This is a genomic window from Albidovulum sp., assembly GCF_049646345.1.
Taxonomy (GTDB): Bacteria; Pseudomonadota; Alphaproteobacteria; order Rhodobacterales; family Rhodobacteraceae; genus Albidovulum.
Genome location: NZ_JBARVQ010000506.1, coordinates 1 through 17,928, shown reverse-complemented (window position 1 = coordinate 17,928; position 17,928 = coordinate 1). Strand labels below are relative to the sequence as shown.

General features: G+C 60.6%; 23 protein-coding genes. 11 read left to right on the top strand and 12 right to left on the bottom strand.

The genetic code is table 11. The features are described 5' to 3' along the window. Positions 1–217: WGR domain-containing protein (locus WBB85_RS12890; protein WP_432639010.1), on the bottom strand; the 217-nt coding region annotated here is incomplete at its 3' end. 291 nt (positions 218–508) lie between these two features. Here WBB85_RS12890 and mobC point away from each other — a divergent pair. Together mobC and WBB85_RS12880 are read left to right on the top strand one after the other, a co-directional pair. Continuing rightward, positions 509–1,060, top strand: coding sequence for a plasmid mobilization relaxosome protein MobC (gene mobC / locus WBB85_RS12885; protein ID WP_432639009.1), 552 nt, complete (start codon positions 509–511; stop codon positions 1,058–1,060). Then, entirely contained in the window at positions 1,053–2,882 is a 1,830-nt protein-coding gene (locus WBB85_RS12880; protein ID WP_432639008.1) for a relaxase/mobilization nuclease domain-containing protein, read from the top strand. Before mobC ends, WBB85_RS12880 begins: the two co-directional genes overlap by 8 nt. Before the next feature lie 239 nt (positions 2,883–3,121). On the opposite strand, the gene WBB85_RS12875 is transcribed toward WBB85_RS12880, so the two are convergent. From WBB85_RS12875 to WBB85_RS12855, 5 genes are all read right to left on the bottom strand, one after another. Next, positions 3,122–4,507, bottom strand: coding sequence for a transposase (locus WBB85_RS12875; RefSeq protein WP_432639007.1), 1,386 nt, complete (start codon positions 4,505–4,507; stop codon positions 3,122–3,124). Between the two features lie 755 nt (positions 4,508–5,262). After that, positions 5,263–5,574 (bottom strand): hypothetical protein, encoded by a 312-nt coding sequence (locus tag WBB85_RS12870; RefSeq protein WP_432639006.1) that lies wholly within the window; start codon positions 5,572–5,574, stop codon positions 5,263–5,265. After that, positions 5,571–6,200: a hypothetical protein gene (locus WBB85_RS12865; RefSeq protein WP_432639005.1), complete on the bottom strand. Its 630-nt coding sequence runs from the start codon at positions 6,198–6,200 to the stop codon at positions 5,571–5,573. The genes WBB85_RS12870 and WBB85_RS12865 overlap by 4 nt, the downstream gene beginning before the upstream one ends. Before the next feature lie 45 nt (positions 6,201–6,245). Next, the gene (locus tag WBB85_RS12860) at positions 6,246–6,599 is read right to left on the bottom strand and encodes a hypothetical protein (protein WP_432639004.1); all 354 of its coding nucleotides are present in this window, start codon (positions 6,597–6,599) and stop codon (positions 6,246–6,248) included. After that, positions 6,596–6,910 carry a hypothetical protein gene (locus WBB85_RS12855; protein ID WP_432639003.1) on the bottom strand — a complete coding sequence of 105 codons (315 nt, stop codon included), beginning with the start codon at positions 6,908–6,910 and terminating at the stop codon, positions 6,596–6,598. The genes WBB85_RS12860 and WBB85_RS12855 overlap by 4 nt, the downstream gene beginning before the upstream one ends. Before the next feature lie 353 nt (positions 6,911–7,263). Between WBB85_RS12855 and WBB85_RS12850 the strand changes: the two genes are divergently transcribed. The 4 genes from WBB85_RS12850 to WBB85_RS12835 all read left to right on the top strand — a co-directional run bounded on the left by WBB85_RS12850 (position 7,264) and on the right by WBB85_RS12835 (position 9,225). Continuing rightward, positions 7,264–7,680: a hypothetical protein gene (locus WBB85_RS12850; protein WP_432639002.1), complete on the top strand. Its 417-nt coding sequence runs from the start codon at positions 7,264–7,266 to the stop codon at positions 7,678–7,680. A gap of 62 nt (positions 7,681–7,742) precedes the next feature. Next, positions 7,743–8,150 carry a hypothetical protein gene (locus WBB85_RS12845; protein ID WP_432639001.1) on the top strand — a complete coding sequence of 136 codons (408 nt, stop codon included), beginning with the start codon at positions 7,743–7,745 and terminating at the stop codon, positions 8,148–8,150. A gap of 234 nt (positions 8,151–8,384) precedes the next feature. Next, positions 8,385–8,573 (top strand): hypothetical protein, encoded by a 189-nt coding sequence (locus WBB85_RS12840; RefSeq protein ID WP_432639000.1) that lies wholly within the window; start codon positions 8,385–8,387, stop codon positions 8,571–8,573. A 355-nt stretch (positions 8,574–8,928) separates the two neighbouring features. Then, positions 8,929–9,225: a hypothetical protein gene (locus tag WBB85_RS12835; RefSeq protein WP_432638999.1), complete on the top strand. Its 297-nt coding sequence runs from the start codon at positions 8,929–8,931 to the stop codon at positions 9,223–9,225. Positions 9,226–9,320: 95 nt separating this feature from the next. Here the strand turns inward: WBB85_RS12835 and WBB85_RS12830 are convergent, their stop codons facing one another. Further along, positions 9,321–10,049, bottom strand: coding sequence for a Crp/Fnr family transcriptional regulator (locus WBB85_RS12830; protein ID WP_432639011.1), 729 nt, complete (start codon positions 10,047–10,049; stop codon positions 9,321–9,323). Positions 10,050–10,209: 160 nt separating this feature from the next. On the opposite strand from WBB85_RS12830, the gene WBB85_RS12825 reads away from it, so the two are divergent. Further along, complete coding sequence (locus WBB85_RS12825; RefSeq protein ID WP_432638998.1) at positions 10,210–10,446, top strand: hypothetical protein; 237 nt, start codon at positions 10,210–10,212, stop codon at positions 10,444–10,446. A gap of 172 nt (positions 10,447–10,618) precedes the next feature. On the opposite strand, the gene WBB85_RS12820 is transcribed toward WBB85_RS12825, so the two are convergent. From WBB85_RS12820 to WBB85_RS12800, 5 genes are all read right to left on the bottom strand, one after another. Further along, complete coding sequence (locus WBB85_RS12820) at positions 10,619–10,762, bottom strand: hypothetical protein (protein WP_432638997.1); 144 nt, start codon at positions 10,760–10,762, stop codon at positions 10,619–10,621. Positions 10,763–10,874: 112 nt separating this feature from the next. Then, positions 10,875–12,503: a chaperonin GroEL gene (gene groL / locus WBB85_RS12815; RefSeq protein WP_432638996.1), complete on the bottom strand. Its 1,629-nt coding sequence runs from the start codon at positions 12,501–12,503 to the stop codon at positions 10,875–10,877. A gap of 44 nt (positions 12,504–12,547) precedes the next feature. Next, the gene (locus tag WBB85_RS12810; protein WP_432638995.1) at positions 12,548–12,835 is read right to left on the bottom strand and encodes a co-chaperone GroES; all 288 of its coding nucleotides are present in this window, start codon (positions 12,833–12,835) and stop codon (positions 12,548–12,550) included. Positions 12,836–12,968: 133 nt separating this feature from the next. Further along, on the bottom strand, positions 12,969–13,205 hold the full coding sequence (locus tag WBB85_RS12805) for a hypothetical protein (RefSeq protein ID WP_432638994.1): 237 nt from the start codon (positions 13,203–13,205) through the stop codon (positions 12,969–12,971). A gap of 703 nt (positions 13,206–13,908) precedes the next feature. Continuing rightward, positions 13,909–14,097 carry a hypothetical protein gene (locus tag WBB85_RS12800; RefSeq protein WP_432638993.1) on the bottom strand — a complete coding sequence of 63 codons (189 nt, stop codon included), beginning with the start codon at positions 14,095–14,097 and terminating at the stop codon, positions 13,909–13,911. Between the two features lie 582 nt (positions 14,098–14,679). Between WBB85_RS12800 and WBB85_RS12795 the strand changes: the two genes are divergently transcribed. The 4 genes from WBB85_RS12795 to WBB85_RS12780 all read left to right on the top strand — a co-directional run bounded on the left by WBB85_RS12795 (position 14,680) and on the right by WBB85_RS12780 (position 17,734). Next, a complete protein-coding gene (locus tag WBB85_RS12795; protein WP_432638992.1) occupies positions 14,680–15,066 on the top strand; it encodes a hypothetical protein in 387 nt (128 codons plus the stop codon). After that, positions 15,063–15,536: a hypothetical protein gene (locus WBB85_RS12790; protein ID WP_432638991.1), complete on the top strand. Its 474-nt coding sequence runs from the start codon at positions 15,063–15,065 to the stop codon at positions 15,534–15,536. The genes WBB85_RS12795 and WBB85_RS12790 overlap by 4 nt, the downstream gene beginning before the upstream one ends. A 197-nt stretch (positions 15,537–15,733) precedes the next feature. Next, the gene (locus tag WBB85_RS12785) at positions 15,734–16,537 is read left to right on the top strand and encodes a hypothetical protein (RefSeq protein WP_432638990.1); all 804 of its coding nucleotides are present in this window, start codon (positions 15,734–15,736) and stop codon (positions 16,535–16,537) included. 483 nt (positions 16,538–17,020) lie between these two features. Continuing rightward, a complete protein-coding gene (locus WBB85_RS12780; RefSeq protein WP_432638989.1) occupies positions 17,021–17,734 on the top strand; it encodes a DNA helicase in 714 nt (237 codons plus the stop codon). Positions 17,735–17,928 lie beyond the last annotated feature (194 nt).

Genomic DNA, 17,928 nt, shown 5'->3' with positions numbered 1-17,928 from the left:
TGACCCGCCCGAGCCGGTTGGCCGCGGCATCCGCGTCCTGAACCTCGCCGAAGGTCTCCATCCTGACCTGCCCTCGGCTTCCGATCCGACCCCAGCTCCGGACCACCGCGACCTCGCCGAAAAGGGTCGGTTCGAGCGCGATCACGTAAAACCGCGCCATGTTGAGATCCGGATTGCAACGGGTGAGATGGAGCGGATCTGGCAGCTTGTCGATCATTGCCCGAGTCTCCCACGGGGTACCACCTCCGGTCCAATGACAGTTCGTGGACAAAAGGCACTGCTCGATTCACGAGCATGATGAGGCATTCCCGTCCGCGCGACGTCGACGTTCCCGGACTGACGATCCCGTCCCGCATTGCACAGGTCCGCCATCTGTCCGGGTGACCTGACCATCGGACAGAAATCACCCCGAATGCGCGCCGCGCTCTTGAGGCCAGAGTCAGGGCAAAGGCAGAAAGAGGAACTGGCAGGAAATGCAAAACGTATACGCCACGGGAGTTCGGCCGAATTGATCAAGCGCAGACGCCTGAAACCAAAAGAGCGGGCCGAGGCCATCCGGCAGTTGAAAGCGGGCGGTCAGATCAAGTCCGTGGCCGAGGCGCTGGACGTGGGCCGGGAGACGATCCGCAAGATCAGGGACGCCGAGATCCATCGGAACGAGGCCTCTGGCGGGGCGGCGCAACCGATCACGGTGCGGGTGTCTCCAGTTGAAGCGCGTGCGTTTGAGGCCGCGATCACCCGCGCCGGGTACAAGAACCGCTCGGATGGGTTGCGTGCCCTGGTGCGTCTGGCGACGGGTTTTCTCGAATTGCCGGGGGACGAGGGGGCCGAACTGGATGCGATTTCGCGGGAGTTGAACAAGATCGGCGTGAACATCAACCAGATGGCGCGGCTTGCAAACAGTGGTCGCTTGCCGATGAACGGGCGGCAGATGGACGAGTTCCGGGCGCTGCACCGCGATCTGAGACGGCTCCGGACCTTTCTGGTCCAGATGAACACCGAGCGTCGGCGTCGGGGTGTCGCGCTCTTCCTGAAGCAGGCGGAGGCCGACAATGGCTAAGGGCGTCGCCGAGGCCCTGATGGGCGAGATCGCGGTTCTGAAGGCCCATCGCGGGCATCTGGCCGGGACGTTTGACGGGGCGCGCAAACCGGCGCCGAAGGGGGGCGACCCGGCCCGCCGGGCGCGGCTCTGGCGGGCGGGGCAGGGGGGGCATGCGGCGGTCCTGAAGAAGATCCATCGCGGCGGCACGCATAGTGCGAAACAGCTCGGTGCCCAGCTCGACTATCTCTTTTCCAAGGCCGAGTGGTGCACCGGCAATATCGTCGATTTCGATCCGAGCCGGCGAACGCTCAGCCCCGAGGAACGGGCCGAGATCGTCACCACCTGGTCGGACGGCTGGACCCGCGACCCGAAGAACGGCCACACGACGCATCTCCTCCTGTCCCTGCCGCAGCATGTCAGGCCGAAGACGGCCCGCGCCATTGCCGAGAACTGGGCGGCGGAGATGTTCGACAGCGGGGACTATGGCGATACCTGGTCTTATGTCGCCGCGCTTCACATCGACCGGTCGCATCCGCATGTCCATGTCGTGGTGCAGAACCGGGGCGTGGTCGAGGGCACATGGTTCTACATGGCGCGAGGTCATGTCTTCAATCTTGACCACATGAAGGAGCGGATGGCGGCGATCGCGTCCGAACATGGCGTGGCGCTGGAAACCACCTCGCGGGTCGAGCGCGGGATTCTGAGCTACGGGCCGGGGCGGGCCGAGATCGAGGCGGCGCGGCGCGAGGGCAGGGCGGTCGAGGAGAAGGTGCGGATGGGCGCGGCCCGCACCGCCGCGCTGGAAGAGATGAAGGAGGTCTCGGGCGTCTTCAGGGACCTTGCGTTCCTGGCGCGCCGGACCGAGGCGCGCGAGGTGGCGGCGCGGATGGAGGCGGCGTCACAGGCGCTGGACGAGGGGAGAGCCTTCGTGCCGCATGAGGTTCATGCGGGCGACGCCACGTCGTTCCAGAACCGGGTCGGGTTCCAGGATTATCTTCGGACCTGGCTGAAAGCGTCGAGTGACCGGATTGCAAAACTTCCCGGCATCGAGGCGCAGAAGGCGCGGCCGGTTTACAACCAGATCGCGGGTGAGGCGCTGAGCGCGCTCGGCGATGCCAGGGGCGCGGAGCTGGCAGGGCAGGGGCCGCGGACGGCGATTTACAAACTCTCCGTCCGCGATGGTGAGACGCGGGTGGACGGCAAGCGCAGTGGCCTGCACCCGGCCGATGCCCGGATCTTAACCATCAGCCTGAAGGCACGGGCCGAGGCGGCGGGTCTTGATCCCGACGCGGTTGGCGCGCGGCTGAGGCGCGGTGCGCTCAACGCCCATGAGGAACGTGGCTGGGTTCTGCAGGACATCGAGGCGATGGCTATCAAACAAGGGCTCAGCCTCTCCGATCCCGAGGCCCGGACGAAGGCGGCGATCAGGGTTGACCAGTTCTACGAAGAGGCCGCCGGCATCATCGCCCGCGCCTATGGCCGGGAGGCCGAACCGGAGGCCAAGGCCCTGCGCCGGACGCTGACCCAGATGGTGGCGATCGAGAAGCAGCATGGCAGCGTGATCTTCGACAGTCCGGATTCCGCCCGTGCGTTCAGCACCGACATGGTCAAGCGCTACGGCCCAACCATCATACGAGACCTCGCGGCTGGCCAGACCGACGCTCTTTCCACCGACTTCCCCGATGCCACCACCCGCCACGCCATCGCCCGCGCCATCGTCGCAGCCGCCGTGGAGCACGAAGAGATCGGCTTGCCGCTGCAGGAGGCCCGGGCGGCGCTGGTCCGCCTGCGGAACACGTCAGCGCGCGGCCATGACCGGGATGATGATCGGGAGAGGTGAGCTGCGAAGGCGGCTTTCGCCGTGGACCCACACACACGGTGAAGAATTGCGAAGCCGACATTCACCTAACATTCGGAGCGCCCGGGACGGTTTCTCGGCTACGTTCGACCCGTCCGGCGGATTCTGTTGAAAAACTCTGCGAGATTTGCGGCGTTATTGTTCTGGCCGCGCCGACGCGACCTCATGGCTTCGGACACCGGTCCGCAGGGTGGCCGTTTTGGCTGATCTGACGGTTCAGATCATGCTGCGACCTCCATCTTGTTAATCACCGGTCGCAGCATCGCGAGCTTTCGGAGGTTCTGGGCGGTGGCGGCGAGGAGGAACTCGTCCCTGGCGCCGTTCGGCCCTCGGAGCCGGAGCCGCGTCAGGTTCAGGATACGCTTGAGGTGGGCGAAGAGCATCTCGACCTTCTTCCGCTTGTCGCGCGACACCTTGTAGGCCTTCGTCGTCCGGCAGGCTCGTGCAACCTCGCGAGCGTCCTCGTGCTCTTCGCGCGTGACGGAACGCGCATCAACCTTCGGGCAGCAGAGATGTTTCGACGGGCAGGCATCGCAGTCGGACTTCAGCGCTCGATATTTACGCCGGCCGGTGATGTCCTTGCCCCGGTTTGGGTCGGAGTAGTTGCGGCGGAACTGCCTGAGCGCGTGGCCTTCCGGGCAGATGTACTGATCGTTCTCGGGGTCCCATTCGAAGTCGGACCGCGACCAGGTGCCATCGGTGCGCTCCGACTTGTCGATCACCGGGATGAAGGGGGTGATCTGGCGCTCCTCGACCAGCCACCCGAGGTTCTCGGCGTTGCCGTAGGCGGTATCCGCCGCGAGCCATTCCGGCCGAATGCCGAAGCGCTGCTCGGTCCTGTCGATCATGGTACGCGACGCGCCGACCTCCGCCTGCCGGATCGCCCGCGTGGCCTCGACGTCCATGATCACCGAGCTTTTGGTGTCGATCAGGTAGTTCGTGGCATAGGCGAAGTAGGGGCGGCTCTCCTCCGCGCGGGTCCATTGAGCTGCTGGGTCCGACTTCGCGACGAACTTCGGCTGCACCGGTGAGGCTGCACCAAAGGCCGCATTGTCGAGGGTCTCCAGATACTCCCGCGCCGCCCGGTTGCCGACCACGCGCGCGACATCGGGGCTCCAGTCCCGGGCCGCGACGGACCGGGTCTTGTTGGCGTCGGCCGGGATCAGGCTGGCATCGACGGCGAAGCCCTCGCCGGAGACAAGGTCCTCCTTCAGGCAGCGTTCAACGGTCGCCTCGAACACCTGCCGTAACAGATCGCTCTCGCGGAACTTGCCGTGCCGGTAGCGTGAGAAGGTGGAATGATCCGGCACCTTGTCGTCAAGGCCGAGGCGACAGAACCAGCGATAGGCCAGGTTGAGATGCACATCCTGGCAGAGGCGACGCTCGGAGCGGATCCCCATCACATAGCCGATGACCAGCATCCGCACGATGAGCTCGGGATCGATCGAGGGCCGACCGGTGTGGCTGTAGAATGGCCGAAGGCGCTCGCGCATCCCATCCATATCCAGAAACCGGTCGATCTCCCGAAGCAGGTGATCGGCGGGCACGTGGTTCTCCAAATCAAACGCGTAGAAGAGCTGCGCTTCGGCCTTCTGAACCCCCATCATCGCCCGATCCTCCCGATAACCATAAATCAAGTGAATCAAACGACTTGCCGCGCTGCAACAAAGAGTTTTTCAACGGCATCGGCGGAAAGCGGACTTTCTCCGCAGGTGCGAAGAGGTTCAGCGTCACCGGCGGGAGCGGACATTCAGACTCGAACAAGGATCATCATTGCTACGGTCACAGGACAGTGGTCAAATCTTCGGGAATGCCGACTTTCGCCGCATGCGCGGATTAGCCTCGGCAGGAACAGGAAAGCCGACATTCAGATTGCCTGGAAACTCAGCTGTGCTCATAGCCGCAGGCCGGCTCCAAGGCCGGACCACACATTGCGACCAAGTGGTCCGCATCGCAAGATTTCTCAGGAAGGAGACGTTACAGGGGATGTGAATGATTGCTCTCGGACTTTCGCGGTGCTTTGAGTGCCTCGCTGCTGCCTTCGCATTCCGGACAGTGGCGCACCGTGTAGGATGGTCCATTGTAGATGCCCCTCGTCCGGACCTCTTAGATAGACAGCATTTGTGCACCTCGTCCGTGCGCGGAGAAACGGTTCAATTAACTGAAACACCTCAGCGGCGCCGGGACAAACCAGGGTTTACAGGAGCGGCGTTTCGCCATGCGTTTGACCCTTTGCAGCGCGGACAGATTCTCTGCCCGAACCCTTCGCTTCGGAAGGCGGTGCCGCAGCGAAGGCACCGACGCTCTTGCGGCACGTCATTGCGCGCCCGTGCCGGAACCGTGTCTTCATTAGTAAATGGAGTCATGGGTTTGGTGCCTCGGCCTCGATCAGGCGCGCGAGATCACCAAGCGCGCGCTGGATGAGTTTCTGGCGTCTTGCATCCTGAGCCTCGAAAGTCTCTGAATAACGACGTATCAGATATTGCGCTTTCACCGCCGCCTCTTGCCAGTTGGCGGCGGGCTCGGCAAGAAGCTGCGCTTCCAGTTCTTCCTGCCGTCGGCGGAGCGCGTACTGGTCAGCCTCGAAATCCTTGAGTGAGTGTCGTCGGATATCCGTTGCCATCCTGCTTTCAGTGCTGCGTCTCGCGTCAAGATTCACCGGATCATCGGTCATGGTTTTGTCCCCGCGGCCATCGCTGTTGCGCCGGGGGGCAGGGACCCGAACTGAGTCGTGCAACCTGTCTCGGATGGCATTCCTTCGTTCTCGGCTGCCTGAACCGCGAATTTGTCGGACGGGCGGCATTTCGGCGCTTCGCGCCCCGCATTCCGATCCAGGGCGTCGCCGCCCGAATTTGGATTGTGCAACACGCCGTAAAGATGACGAAGCTGCCTCTCGGAAACGCCATCCGCTTTCATGACGAGGCGCACCATCGGATCTTCCAGCATCTCTTCGATGAAGACCTGTGTCAGATCACGTCCGGAGAGCTTGTCCCTGGCGTGGACGCTCTCAAGTTCGGCCAGAGACACGGTCAGGCTTCGCTTCAGCCCAGGATGCGACGTCCGTGGTTTCAGATGCACCAGGACCGATGCCTTCCAACCTGCCGGATCGAGATGGTCTGGCGGTGAGTTCAGTTCGGTTTCGATGTCGTACTCTCCTGCCGGAAGAATCTCATCAAAACCGGAAAGCCTGAATGGCCGGGAAAAAACAGCTATGCTCTTTCCAATGTGTGGTTTCATGATCATTCTCCTGGTTTGAAGGTGCTCCAATCCTGCGCTCTCCGCCGTCAGGATGTTCGTCAAGGGCGCAAGGCGCTTTTCTGAGGGGCCATCCCACGAACCGGCGCGTCACGACGCGTCGAGTTTGAGCGCGGCCATGCAGGCCTGCGCAAGATCCCGGTTGGCGGTTTCGGTGCCCGGGACTGTCGCCCAGCCCGCGGCGATCACCGCATCGCGCTGTTTGTAACTCGCGGCGCTGTTGATAGTGGCGAGCTTTGCGATGCGGTCGGGGTCGACGCGCGACATGTCGATGCAGACCGGGGTCAGTGCGGCGATCACGTCGCTCTCGGCCATGAGTCTCGCCATCTTGTTGGCACCACCGCCAGTCATCCAACCGCCCCACGAAAATCCGACGAAAGTAACGACAACTGCTCCGATCACGCCACCATAGATTCCGGGTTTCAGCCATTCGGGAGTGTTCATTTCAAGTCCTCCTGCGGAGAAAGCGCCGCCTCGCTGTCATTGATGCCCTTGGGGATGTTCCGACCGTGGCTGATCGCCAGCTCGATGTCCCGCTCCGAAACCGGACGCAGTTCGATGCGGCCGGCATGCTTCCCCCTGCCGTGAATGGTCAGGTATGTCGCGGTTCGCCGGTATGCCTCAAAGCTGAGACCCTGAAGGCGTTCCTCCTCGGTGACGATTTCGTAGTCGCCAGCGGGCAGCTCTTCCGGGTAGCCCGGTAAGACGAAGACGTCAGGAAACGTCACCATCGATCTGGACGTCCGCGTGTTCATCCCAAGCCTCCGCTACCTAAATGAAAATTGCTCAACAACCGGACGCCGCAGGTCCTGAATGGGGCGGGCACGCGGCAGGGTCTGATGAGTATCACCACCATAAACCACCAAAGGGCGACCCATGCTGATCGGTGTTAGCTTGGGGCAGTTTCTTTCTCTCAGGGTGCAATGCCGACCTGTCGCCAGGTCTGGACCGACCTGCCCGGCACATCGCTGATCTGCGTAAGGGCGCGGCGAAGGCATTGCCGATAAGATCAGATAAGCAGTTGTCGGCATCTTTGGGGCGACTGGTGCCTCGATGGTCCCAACGGAGGCTCTTGAAGGTTGGGTCAAAAGATGAATTGGAGTGTTACATGTCCAGGCTGGAGGTTCTTCACCCGCAGGGAAACGACTTCGACCCGTTTTTGTACGCCTTCGTTGGCAAAGACCAGAACGGCGCTGCCGTGACGGTGGTCTCCGCACTTGCAAGGCTTGGTCTCGATCCCTGGGAAGAAGCAGCCAGACTTGCAAATTCCGGGCAGGAAGCGGCGCGCGGTCGGCTGGGGGCGATGCTCGCGGGTTTCAAGGATGTCCCGGCGCTCGGCCTCGACCACGGCGCGGTTGCTGCAAAACTGGCCGGGTTGTTGCCCGCACCTCTGTCAAACCGGGCATCGGGCCTTACAGTCCCCGCGATGCCAAACTGGCCGCCGGGCTCTTTCAGACGCGTCTTGTTCGTCGTGCTTTTCCTTCTGGTCCTGGCGCGGGTCTACGTTCTGGCCGGTTCGGGTTGAGGTGTTCGGATGTCGGGTTTTGAGCGACCGGACCGGAAGAACTCCAGACAAGGAAACGGCCAATGACCATGCGGTATGCAGCGACGCTTTGGGATCTCGAAGAACGGTTCTGGACCGACGGAATGGATAGCGCCCGTACCGGGACGTCAGATGAATCCATCATGATCTTTCCCCATCCATTCGGAATTCTTCAGAATGACCGGACCCGTGCGCGTCCGGAACAGCAAAATCCATGGCGCTCGATCGGCATGACGAACAGGCGGCTGGAGCGTCGCGGTGACATCGTCGTTCTCACCTACAGCGTTTCGGCCGAGAAGGCCGGCGCACCGATCCACGAGGCGTTCTGTGCGTCCACGTACCTGCTGGACGGGGATGCATGGCGCCGGATGTCCCACAATGAGACGCCTCTGCCACATGAGGGCAGACCGGCCTTTGCGGCACACCCCCTCAACTCGCGCCGCACTGAATGACCTGCGCAGGGTCGCATTCCGCGACGTCAGGTCGCAAAGCCACGCCCCGTGCCGGTCAGGCTAACCTGCGTCAGTGCAGACATCGAGGCAAACCCGCTAGATGCCATGTGCCCGACGAATATTGGCGGGCATTTTTTTCCGAGTACTGAAGAAGCGTGAGGGCGTGCAGACGACAATTGGTGGGTATTGTCCTCACGCTTCTTATTCTCGGAACGTCCAGGAAAGGACATTCCAATGACTCCCGAAATCAACAAGACCGTCGACAAGATGAAATCCGTAAAGGCCAACTGGGACAAGGCGCCCGATGGTCCGAAGAAGGACGCGGCCCTGAAGCATTACCAGGCCGCCGAGAAGGCACATACGGCAAAGAACGAAGCCGAGACCAACAAGGAGCTTGACGCGGCCACGCACGCCCTCGCGTGACGTCCGGCGTCTGAGCTTCTGACCGGGTCGCCCTTCTTGATAGGAGGGCGGCCTTTTTACGTCAGTTTGCCCGCAACCTCCCGTCGATCCTGAAGCAATAAAAATACAACGTATTTCGCTGTGCAGAGCCAATCCTGATCCGGCAAAAACTTGTGAAAGAACACGTCAAACAGCTTAGGCTAACTTGTGTCAGTGCGCGCCCAAAGCAAATTGATGATAGTGTTTGATGCTTAACGAATCCCCGTTGGGCTCCGGTTTTCCAAGCAGTCGCGAAAGACCAGATCTCGATCGATCTCGATCGTCTTATTTCTCCATGATCTCCGTGACTTCGGAAAATCCAAGAAAGGATACTACAATGTTTTTTGTAAAGATTTTCTCCTCCCGTTCAGAGTTCGCGAGGGATTTTACCCAGAGATGTGGTCGTTTAGCCGTGTCGTCGGCGTTTTTAGCTTTAGCATTCACGTCCACAGGTTTTGCGGAAAGTGATGCTACGGTAGCGAAATCCGCCCCGCTCCAACCCGCGCAACATGTTCGGGCATGCACGCAATTGGAGCTTTCAGCGGAGCTTTATGCGCGTGAATGCGGCAGCCTCAGCGTGTCAGAAGTAGCGCTGCGCTTGAATGCTCTTCAAGGCAACGGCGACAGCAACTGATCGCCGCAGCAGCGAAGACTGCGCCATGTGAAAATTTGAAAGCGCCGAACTAGCGATCTGCCATGGCCGCCTCTCCATCAACAGGGCGGCCATTGTCACTTGAGAAGCGGGCCGGTTTGATCCAGATAGGCCGGATCGAAATCCGCCAGCTCCACCAGACCTTCATAGTCATCGAAAGTCACGCGACCGTCCCGGAATGTGACCAGCCCACTCTCTCGAAGCTGCCGCAGGACACGATTGACGTGGACCGCACTCAGCCCCAGCGCATCGGCGAGATGATACTGCGTCAGCGGACAATCGTATCCCGCCTTACTGCCCATCCCCACCAGAGCCAGCCGGACACCGAGTTCGAGCAGAAAGTGGGCCATGCGGGCATTCGCGTCGCGGCGTCCGAGACAGACCAGATGCTCGACCACCATCGCTTCATCCCTGCTGACCGCCCAGAGAACCGCCACTGCCAGCCGCGGGGTTTGCGCGAAAGCCTCCAGAAGGTCACTCGCCAGAACTTCCGCCGCCTGGATATCCACGATCGGTTCGATGCTGTGATCGGAGGTATGCAGCAGGACACTGCGCAGCCCGAGAAAATCGCCGGGGATCTGGAAATCGACAATCTGGCGCGATCCGTCCGGTTGGATCTTGTAGGAACAAACCCACCCTTCCGAGAGGATGTAGGCCGCCTGATCGGATTGCCCCTGATGCACGAGATCGCGCCCCGCGACGAAAGCCCTGCGCCTTTGGTGCAAACGTTCCAGGACCGCAAGCTCAGGCTCGGAAAGGGCGACAAAGGCGGAAAGCTTCCGGGTTAATGGGCTGTCTTGGATCATGCTCAATGGCGCCTCCCCGGCGGGCGGGAAAATAAGTGGGAAATCGGCGCACGGACTGCTTTCGATCAGCCCAGCATAGAGCATTTTCTGAAAGTTTGGGAAAGTTGATCAGACCAGCACAGAGCGATGATCCTTTCGCAGCAACAAGGAGATTTCCACGATGCCCGATCAGAAGGATTGTTCCGGAATCGCCGCCCTCTCGATCTGCGAGGCGATCCTACTTGCGATGAGCGATCACAAGCTCCTCCCTGAACACGAGATTGCGGGAATACTCCGGGACGCCGCCGCAACCCACGAAAACGCCGTCGGCACGGCCAAAGAAATGGAGACCCATCGAGCGGTGGCTGGCCTCATCCTCCGGATCGCCGATGGCGGCAGCGTGCTTCGTCAGGTGTGACGTATATGAAGCAATTGGCAATGCTTGCACAGAGTCTAGTGCTTAGGCTTGCGCGATTCATCCTGTGCAACGGACTCAATGCCTCGCAAAGATATACTTCGTTGCACTAATCGCTGCGCATTCGACCAACGCCTGTTCTGGATAGGTGACACTGCGGCGTAGATGCCCGGGATCAATCGAAAGAATGCGTCTCTTTGTTCCCAATATTGAGCGGCGTCTTTTCCTTTGCGAAACCAGCCGTCGCCGGGGTCTGCTCCTTTACTTTTTTCGGTTTCTTCACTTCACGATTTCCGCGCTTCTTGTTGCCTTTGGACATCTGATTTCCTCCAATGTCATGTTTGTTGTGCGTTCAAATGGTCGGACGGATACCGACGTTTCTTGCCGCAGAAATTCTTTCGTGCGTCGTTGGATAGCAGCATTGAGCCGGTTTAAATCAATCCGCCCATGGCATCGATTTCGGACATTCCGCCGCGCCTGTCCGATTTCTGTGCGACCATCGCCTCCGTCGTGATCAAAAGGCCCGCTATCGATGCCGCGTCCTCCAATGCGATCCGCACGACTTTGGCCGGATCGATGATACCTGCCTGCAGCATGTCGCCATACGTCTCCAACTGAGCGTCGAAACCGAAAGTCGTGCTGGCGTTCTCGATGACCTTGCCCGCAACGACCGACCCGTCCACCCCTGCGTTTTCCGCAATCTGGCGTAGCGGCGCCTGGATCGCGCGCCGGACGATCTTGATTCCGGCATCCTGATCGCTGTTCTCGCCCTTCAGCGTCGCCAGCACCTTGCCGGCATGAACCAGGGCCACGCCGCCACCGGGCACGACACCTTCCTGAACCGCAGCGCGGGTGGCGTTTAGCGCATCGTCGACGCGGTCCTTGCGCTCCTTCACCTCGATCTCTGTTGCCCCGCCGACCCGAATCACGGCGATGCCGCCGACAAGCTTGGCGAGCCGTTCCTGCAGCTTCTCCTTGTCGTAGTCCGAAGTGGTCTCATCGATCTGCGCCCGAATCTGGGTGACGCGCGCAGCAATCGCGCCCCTGTCGCCGGCACCGTCGATGATCGTCGTGTCATCCTTGGTGATCGTAACCTTTCTGGCGGACCCGAGCATGTCCATGGTGACATTCTCCAGCTTGGTGCCCATTTCCACGGAAATCACCTCACCGCCCGTCAATACGGCGATGTCTTCCATCATCGCCTTACGGCGATCCCCGAAGCCCGGTGCCTTGACGGCCGCCACCTTCAATCCGCCGCGCAGCTTGTTGACGACAAGGGTCGCCAAGGCTTCGCCCTCGATGTCCTCGGCGATAATCAGAAGCTGCTTGTCGGCCTGGATGACCGCCTCAAGCAGAGGCACCATGGACACAAGGGAGGTGAGCTTCTTTTCGTGAAGCAGGATGGCGCAATCTTCGAGTTCCACGAACATCTTCTGAGCATTCGTGATGAAATAGGGGCTCAGATAGCCGCGGTCGAACTGCATACCTTCGACCACTTCGGTCTCGGTCTCCAACCCTTTGTTTTCCTCGACGGTGATCACGCCTTCCTTGCCGACCTTGGCCATCGCGTCGGCGATCTGCCGACCGATTTCGACTTCTCCGTTGGCCGAAATGGACCCGACCTTGGCGATCTCGTCACTGTCACCGACCGGTCTGGACATGGTCTTGATCTCGGCTACGACCGCGGCCACCGCCCTGTCGATGCCGCGCTTCAGATCCATTGGGTTCATGCCGGCGGCGACGGCCTTCATGCCCTCCTTGACGATGGCCTGGGCCAAAACGGTCGCTGTCGTGGTGCCGTCGCCAGCCTCATCATTTGTGCGCTGCGCGACCTCCTTGACCATCTGCGCGCCCATGTTTTCGAAATGATCCGAAAGCTCGATCTCCTTTGCGACGGTGACGCCATCCTTGGTGATACGCGGTGCGCCATAGGATTTGTCGAGAATGACGTTTCGGCCCTTGGGGCCGAGGGTGATCTTGACGGCATTAGCCAGCGTGTTGATGCCTTTCAGCATGCGATCGCGGGCGTCGGTACTGAAACGAACTTCCTTGGCGGACATGTTGTGAGTTCCTGGGAGTAGGGTTGCAATGAAGGATTACGGACTCAGGCGATCACGCCGAGAATGTCGCTCTCCTTCATGATCAGAAGGTCTTCGCCATCGAGTTTGATCTCTGACCCGGACCATTTTCCAAAGAGGATCCGGTCGCCGGATTTGACGTCCATCGGAATTCGCTCGCCGTCCTCGCGTCTTCCGCCGACGCCAACGGAGACAACTTCACCTTCTTGAGGCTTCTCCTTGGCGGTGTCGGGAATGATGAGGCCGCCCTCGGTCGTCTCGTCGCCTTCAATGTGGCGAACGAGAACCCGGTCGTGGAGGGGAGTAAATGGCATTGACGTGCTCCTTGTCGAGGCTTCGTTGGTGGGCTTTCTCTGGTCGAATGCTCGGCCGAAATGCGCGCAAGACGGCTGTATCCTGTTGAGATTCTGCGTCGAGAATATGGATCGACACTGCGGCCGTAGCGTTTCACGAGCGTCGAACCGAGTTGCCGCCAGCGATGATCGAGTTGATCAATTCGGCGACGGCCCGGTGGTTTTCCATTCCGAGGTCGACGCCGACGGCTTTCTCGTGGGTCGCCGCTGCGTCACGAAGAACCCCCACGATCTCGTGCTCCGGCAGCAACCCGCGATCGTTCATGGCAAGCAGGAGCGCCTCGCAGATTGACAGGGCGGCCTGGCCTGCATGTTCGTTCGCCGTTGTCATCCGGGGCTCCTTTCTTGGCAGCGTGAACGGGGGATTGTGAGGTTTAGATGCATCCGTACGTATCGCAGGAATTGCCTTGTGCTGGACTGATCTAGAGCAGTGCCCGACCGATTCTCCGCTCTCGGTCCGCGACACGCGGTAACGCCCAATGACTTCAGCAGAACGCAGCCCACTGACCCGCAAACTTTCCGCCTTCGTCGCTCTGTCGGAGGACGAACTGGTCGTGCTTGAACGACTGCACCAGTGTCGCCGCTCATTCGTCGCGGGGTGTAATATGGTCCATCAGGGGCAGTCGGCTAGGGGAAGACCATGACTGCGTTGGTTGCTGTCGTTGCCCGCGCGTTGTCGGCGCCACTGGTCCAGAAGTGTTCCTCCATGTCCCAGAGAATCTTCCGCTCACTTGGAGACAGAGTGCCAACGCGGTCCGCCGAATGGGCCTGTGCCCTTGCAGTCGTAGTGGAAATGGTCATTCGCCTGACCCCGACCCGCCAACCATGAACATCTGAAACAGCAAAAAGATGATCGCGAGCACCGCCCAGATCGCGCCGCTATTGCCCAGGCGGCCGTCGGCGACCGTCGAGGCAGCGCGCTTCAGGGAACCTGACGTCCGGCCTTCAGGAAGAAGCTGGCTCAGGTCTCGTGCGACCCTGCCGTGATCGCTTGTGAGCGTGGGAACATCCCGAAATCGGGCAAGAAGCGTTCCCTATCGCGCTCGCGCGGCGTCGCGCCCCAGCGTGACCAGTTCAGCGGTTTCTTTCCATGGATCTAGGACAAGCCGCGCGAGCGCGGAGAGGACCGTCACGGCATAGCCGTTCCGATCCTCGCCGACCGACGCATAGAGAAACTGCTCGAATTCGAGCGGGTGCTGGTTGAGAGCATTGGGGTCGGCCATCGCCAATCCTTTCAAGGGTTGCAGGAATGCAGATCATCCCTGTTTCCCAAAGGATACGCGCAGGTCGGTCTCGTCGCCCTTACACAGGTCAGGGCAGGCAACTGCCCCCAGGGGGTTCGCAACCGGTTCGGTGCCCGAGACTAACATGCGTCAGCGCCAGTCGGACGATCCCGATGTACAAGAGGAGAAATCGTCCCACTGGTCAGGCCCGAATTCAAGGGGCCCTCAAAAGAGGCAAGCGGCGGATCTGCCCGCACCACGGAGACGTTAGATGAACATGCGGTCGACCAGATCGACGGTGACGTTGTCAAATCCGTTCATCTTCCCGGAATAACCGGGCGATTTGCCCGCCGGCGACTACGAACTTCTTGTCGAAGATGAGCTCCTCTAGGGCCTCAGATTCGAGGCCTGTAGACGGACGGCGACGTACCTGATGGTACACGGCAAGGGTGCTCGTGCGGGACGAACTGAACTCCGGGTGACAACCGAGAGCGACCTGAAAGAGGTGCTGAGCCGGGATGCGACCACAAATGGAACAAACAATCACAGCGAGGCGGCGCTTTCCCCGCAGGAGGCCTTGAAATGTACACTCCCGAATGGCTCAAACCCGGCATCTATGGCGCGCTGATCGGCGCGGTCTGTGTCGGTGTTGTCGGATTCACGTGGGGCGGGTGGGTGACAGGCGGAATCGCGGCCGGTAGGGCCGTGACCATGGCCCGTGAAGATGTGGTCACGGCTCTGGTGCCGGTCTGTCTCAACATCGCTCGGAACGACCCGGAGCGCGCAGAAATGTTGGCTACAATCCGAGGATCTTCGAGCCACCAGAGGCGCGGTGCCGTCATGGCGGCAGGCTGGGCGACCATGCCGGGAACAGATGCTCCGAACCGCGATATCGCGCAGGCTTGCCTGGCAGCCCTTGATGTCGACCGTTCACCGGAGCGCCCGGAAACCACGATTGACGAGGGATGAACCCCGCCATGCCAATAGCGTCACCGGAGACCACCGATCTGGAACGGCGTGTGCTCGCCCATGAAAAGGTGCTTCAAGCCCTGATCGCTTTCATGGCCCGCGCGGAGCCACGTTTCATCGAGCACCTGAAAGAACGGTTCGTCGAACCGATGAGTATGGCACGGCACGAGCACGACCACCGCGAAACCGACGATTATGCGGAAGAATTCATCCGGGCCGTGATGCTGCTTGGGGAAGTCCGGACGCCTGGCCCCAAGGAAACCAGCGTGATTGATGAGCAAAGCGGATCACGCAAAGGCCAAGAGAGAAAAGGATCGCTCATGGAGCACCCCGCGAAGTTTGATCGGGTTCAAGTGCGCGACAGAAATGGCATCTGGGAAGTGAAGGTCGACGGAAAGTTCAGCGGCGATTACCATCAGAAAGAGCAAGCAGTTGCGGCGGCAGCCTTACTCAAGTTGTCCCTGCGATGACCGATCGCACTCCCCCGACAGTAACGCAGGAATTCCCGACCCAGGTGGCCGAAAACGAGGGCATGCCCTCGAGACCGAATTCCAAGGGCTCCACGCCATCGGTCGTGCGCACCCGACGGCTGACAGGAACGCTCACGCTTGGGCCATCGAAGACACGGGCGGCAACGGACGGACTCTGGTCCGCAAAGGAAGCGAAAATGAGACACCACAAGGAACCGGCGCGGCACCCGCTGGCAAGACTGATCTCGAGGATGGCAGTCGTGGCCGGTGTGATCGCGTCCATGGCCTTCCCCATCCTTGCGCAGGATGGCACCGGTCCGATGCCTCAGAACGCTCAGGCGCGCAGCTATGGTGGCGGATGGGTCTGCGATCTTGGCTTCCGGGTGGAGGGCGCCGAGTGCCTGGCTCTCGATGTCCCTGAGCATGCCTATCCAACCGGGCGTTCTCATGGGACGGGTTGGGAGTGTTACCGTGGGTATGAGGAGGTGAACGAGATATTCTGCAATCCCATCCCGGTGCCCGCCAATGCCTTCCTCCGGTCTTCCGGCTACAATTGGCAATGCAAACGCGGGTTCCGGCAGGAGGACGAGGCATGCGTAGCCATTGTTCTTCCCGAGCGTGCCTACTTGACAGAAGACAGCTCGGGCACGGGATGGACCTGCGATCGTGGCTATGAGGCCGTTGCAGGAACATGTACGCCGATTGCCGTGCCAGAGAACGCATATCTGACCAACGCAGACTATGGTGAAGCCTGGGCTTGCGAGAGAGGCTTCGTCAAGATCGACGACCGGTGCGACGCCATTATCTTGCCTGCAAACGCCTATCTTGACCCGGCATCTTATGGACCGGGGTGGAGCTGTGAGCGCGGATACGAGCCACTGAGCGGCGCCTGCGTCGCCATCGACCTGCCGGAGAACGCCTATCTCAATCGATCCGGCAACCGGTGGAGCTGCAATCGCGGCTTCCAGCTGTCCGAAGGGTCGTGCATCCTTGGAAGGTGATTGCAACACCACCATGCGCGGCAGTGTCTCCGGCAGACGCACCAGACTAAGATTAGCTGCCGTTTGGTGTTCGACGATAAACGGAAGGTTCGTCCCGCACAGTGAGAGATCGTAGGGCCTTCGATATCGCGCCCGCAGCGAATGTCTCCTCTCAAGGGCCGCGCTGCAGCATTGGATCGGCACGCTCAAGGTCGGCTATGGGCCGACTCCCCCGCCGGGGTCAAGCCGCACGTAACACCCGGTGCGGGGTGGAAGCCTGCCGATCGAGGCTGCGCGGCACGCTCGACCGAATGCCGCGAATGGCGGATTTCCTTGTTGTGTATTGGGATCTGTTCGAGCAGACTCGGTATAGGCCTTGCTCGGGCCTCCGCCCTCCATTTGGGAAGCATCTGCCATGCGGAGCAAAGCGACTATCCACCTGTCTCATTCGAGCGCGTGCATAAGGGGGGACTGCAGAAGCGGCTCGAAAGAGGAGGAACGCACATGCAGTTATCCGCTCCCGTTTATCGGTTGAAAAGACAAGCCAGGCTCTTGGCGCGACAGACCGGAATACCCTTACACAATGCCTTGGACAAGATGGCCGTCGAGGAGGGGTTTCAAACCTGGAGCCACCTCGCATCGTATTCGTCGCATGAAAGCCCGGCGAAATCGGTCCTGTCGGAACTTGAACCCGGCGACCTGGTTCTTCTCGGTGCGAGGCCCGGTCACGGCAAGACGCTTCTTGGTTTGGAGCTGGCGTCAATGGCAGCACATCAAGGCCGCAAAGGGTACTTCTTCACGCTGGACTATAACGAGCGCGATGTTGCAGCCCGGTTGTCCGACCTCGGCATCGATCCTGCAGCCGTACAAGACGCGATGACCGTTGATACGTCGGACGAGGTGTCGGCGGATTATATCATCAGCTGCATCAAGGACGAAAAGAAGCCGACACTGATCGTGATCGACTACCTTCAGCTTCTGGATCAGAAGCGGACCAATCCGGGCCTCGATGCACAAATCAGATCTCTCCGGAGATATGTGACGGATACCGGCGCGATCTGTGCCGTGATCTCACAAATCGATCGGAGCTTCGATCTCGGCGACAAGCCTATGCCGACCCGCTCAGATGTGCGCTTGCCCAACCCCCTAGATCTGGCCACTTTTACCAAGTTTTTCTTTTTGCACAACGGCAAGATCCAGATGGGGCATACAGCATAGCCAATCGGCTCAAGGCTTTGCGGACGTTCTTTGAGCGCCCGCAAAGTTCGGCGCTTCCGACCCTGGCCCGACGAAGATGCTGCGTCGACCATGAAGGTCCGGTCTGGGGAAGTCGGTAGACCTGCACTTCAGCTCCTCGAATGTCGGGTAAGGGCCGAACGCGCCGGTCGGGAAAATCGACTACAGGTCGATCC

Bases quoted from the DNA above. Each gene is read 5' to 3' on its own strand.
- WBB85_RS12880 (WP_432639008.1), top strand. From the start codon at position 1,053: ATGGCTAAGGGCGTCGCCGAGGCCCTGATGGGCGAGATCGCGGTTCTG.
- WBB85_RS12875 (WP_432639007.1), bottom strand. From the start codon at position 4,507: ATGATGGGGGTTCAGAAGGCCGAAGCGCAGCTCTTCTACGCGTTTGAT.
- WBB85_RS12870 (WP_432639006.1), bottom strand. From the start codon at position 5,574: ATGACCGATGATCCGGTGAATCTTGACGCGAGACGCAGCACTGAAAGC.
- WBB85_RS12860 (WP_432639004.1), bottom strand. From the start codon at position 6,599: ATGAACACTCCCGAATGGCTGAAACCCGGAATCTATGGTGGCGTGATC.
- WBB85_RS12855 (WP_432639003.1), bottom strand. From the start codon at position 6,910: ATGAACACGCGGACGTCCAGATCGATGGTGACGTTTCCTGACGTCTTC.
- WBB85_RS12850 (WP_432639002.1), top strand. From the start codon at position 7,264: ATGTCCAGGCTGGAGGTTCTTCACCCGCAGGGAAACGACTTCGACCCG.
- WBB85_RS12845 (WP_432639001.1), top strand. From the start codon at position 7,743: ATGACCATGCGGTATGCAGCGACGCTTTGGGATCTCGAAGAACGGTTC.
- WBB85_RS12840 (WP_432639000.1), top strand. From the start codon at position 8,385: ATGACTCCCGAAATCAACAAGACCGTCGACAAGATGAAATCCGTAAAG.
- WBB85_RS12835 (WP_432638999.1), top strand. From the start codon at position 8,929: ATGTTTTTTGTAAAGATTTTCTCCTCCCGTTCAGAGTTCGCGAGGGAT.
- WBB85_RS12830 (WP_432639011.1), bottom strand. From the start codon at position 10,049: ATGATCCAAGACAGCCCATTAACCCGGAAGCTTTCCGCCTTTGTCGCC.
- WBB85_RS12825 (WP_432638998.1), top strand. From the start codon at position 10,210: ATGCCCGATCAGAAGGATTGTTCCGGAATCGCCGCCCTCTCGATCTGC.
- WBB85_RS12820 (WP_432638997.1), bottom strand. From the start codon at position 10,762: ATGTCCAAAGGCAACAAGAAGCGCGGAAATCGTGAAGTGAAGAAACCG.
- groL (WP_432638996.1), bottom strand. From the start codon at position 12,503: ATGTCCGCCAAGGAAGTTCGTTTCAGTACCGACGCCCGCGATCGCATG.
- WBB85_RS12810 (WP_432638995.1), bottom strand. From the start codon at position 12,835: ATGCCATTTACTCCCCTCCACGACCGGGTTCTCGTTCGCCACATTGAA.
- WBB85_RS12805 (WP_432638994.1), bottom strand. From the start codon at position 13,205: ATGACAACGGCGAACGAACATGCAGGCCAGGCCGCCCTGTCAATCTGC.
- WBB85_RS12800 (WP_432638993.1), bottom strand. From the start codon at position 14,097: ATGGCCGACCCCAATGCTCTCAACCAGCACCCGCTCGAATTCGAGCAG.
- WBB85_RS12795 (WP_432638992.1), top strand. From the start codon at position 14,680: ATGTACACTCCCGAATGGCTCAAACCCGGCATCTATGGCGCGCTGATC.
- WBB85_RS12790 (WP_432638991.1), top strand. From the start codon at position 15,063: ATGAACCCCGCCATGCCAATAGCGTCACCGGAGACCACCGATCTGGAA.
- WBB85_RS12785 (WP_432638990.1), top strand. From the start codon at position 15,734: ATGAGACACCACAAGGAACCGGCGCGGCACCCGCTGGCAAGACTGATC.
- WBB85_RS12780 (WP_432638989.1), top strand. From the start codon at position 17,021: ATGCAGTTATCCGCTCCCGTTTATCGGTTGAAAAGACAAGCCAGGCTC.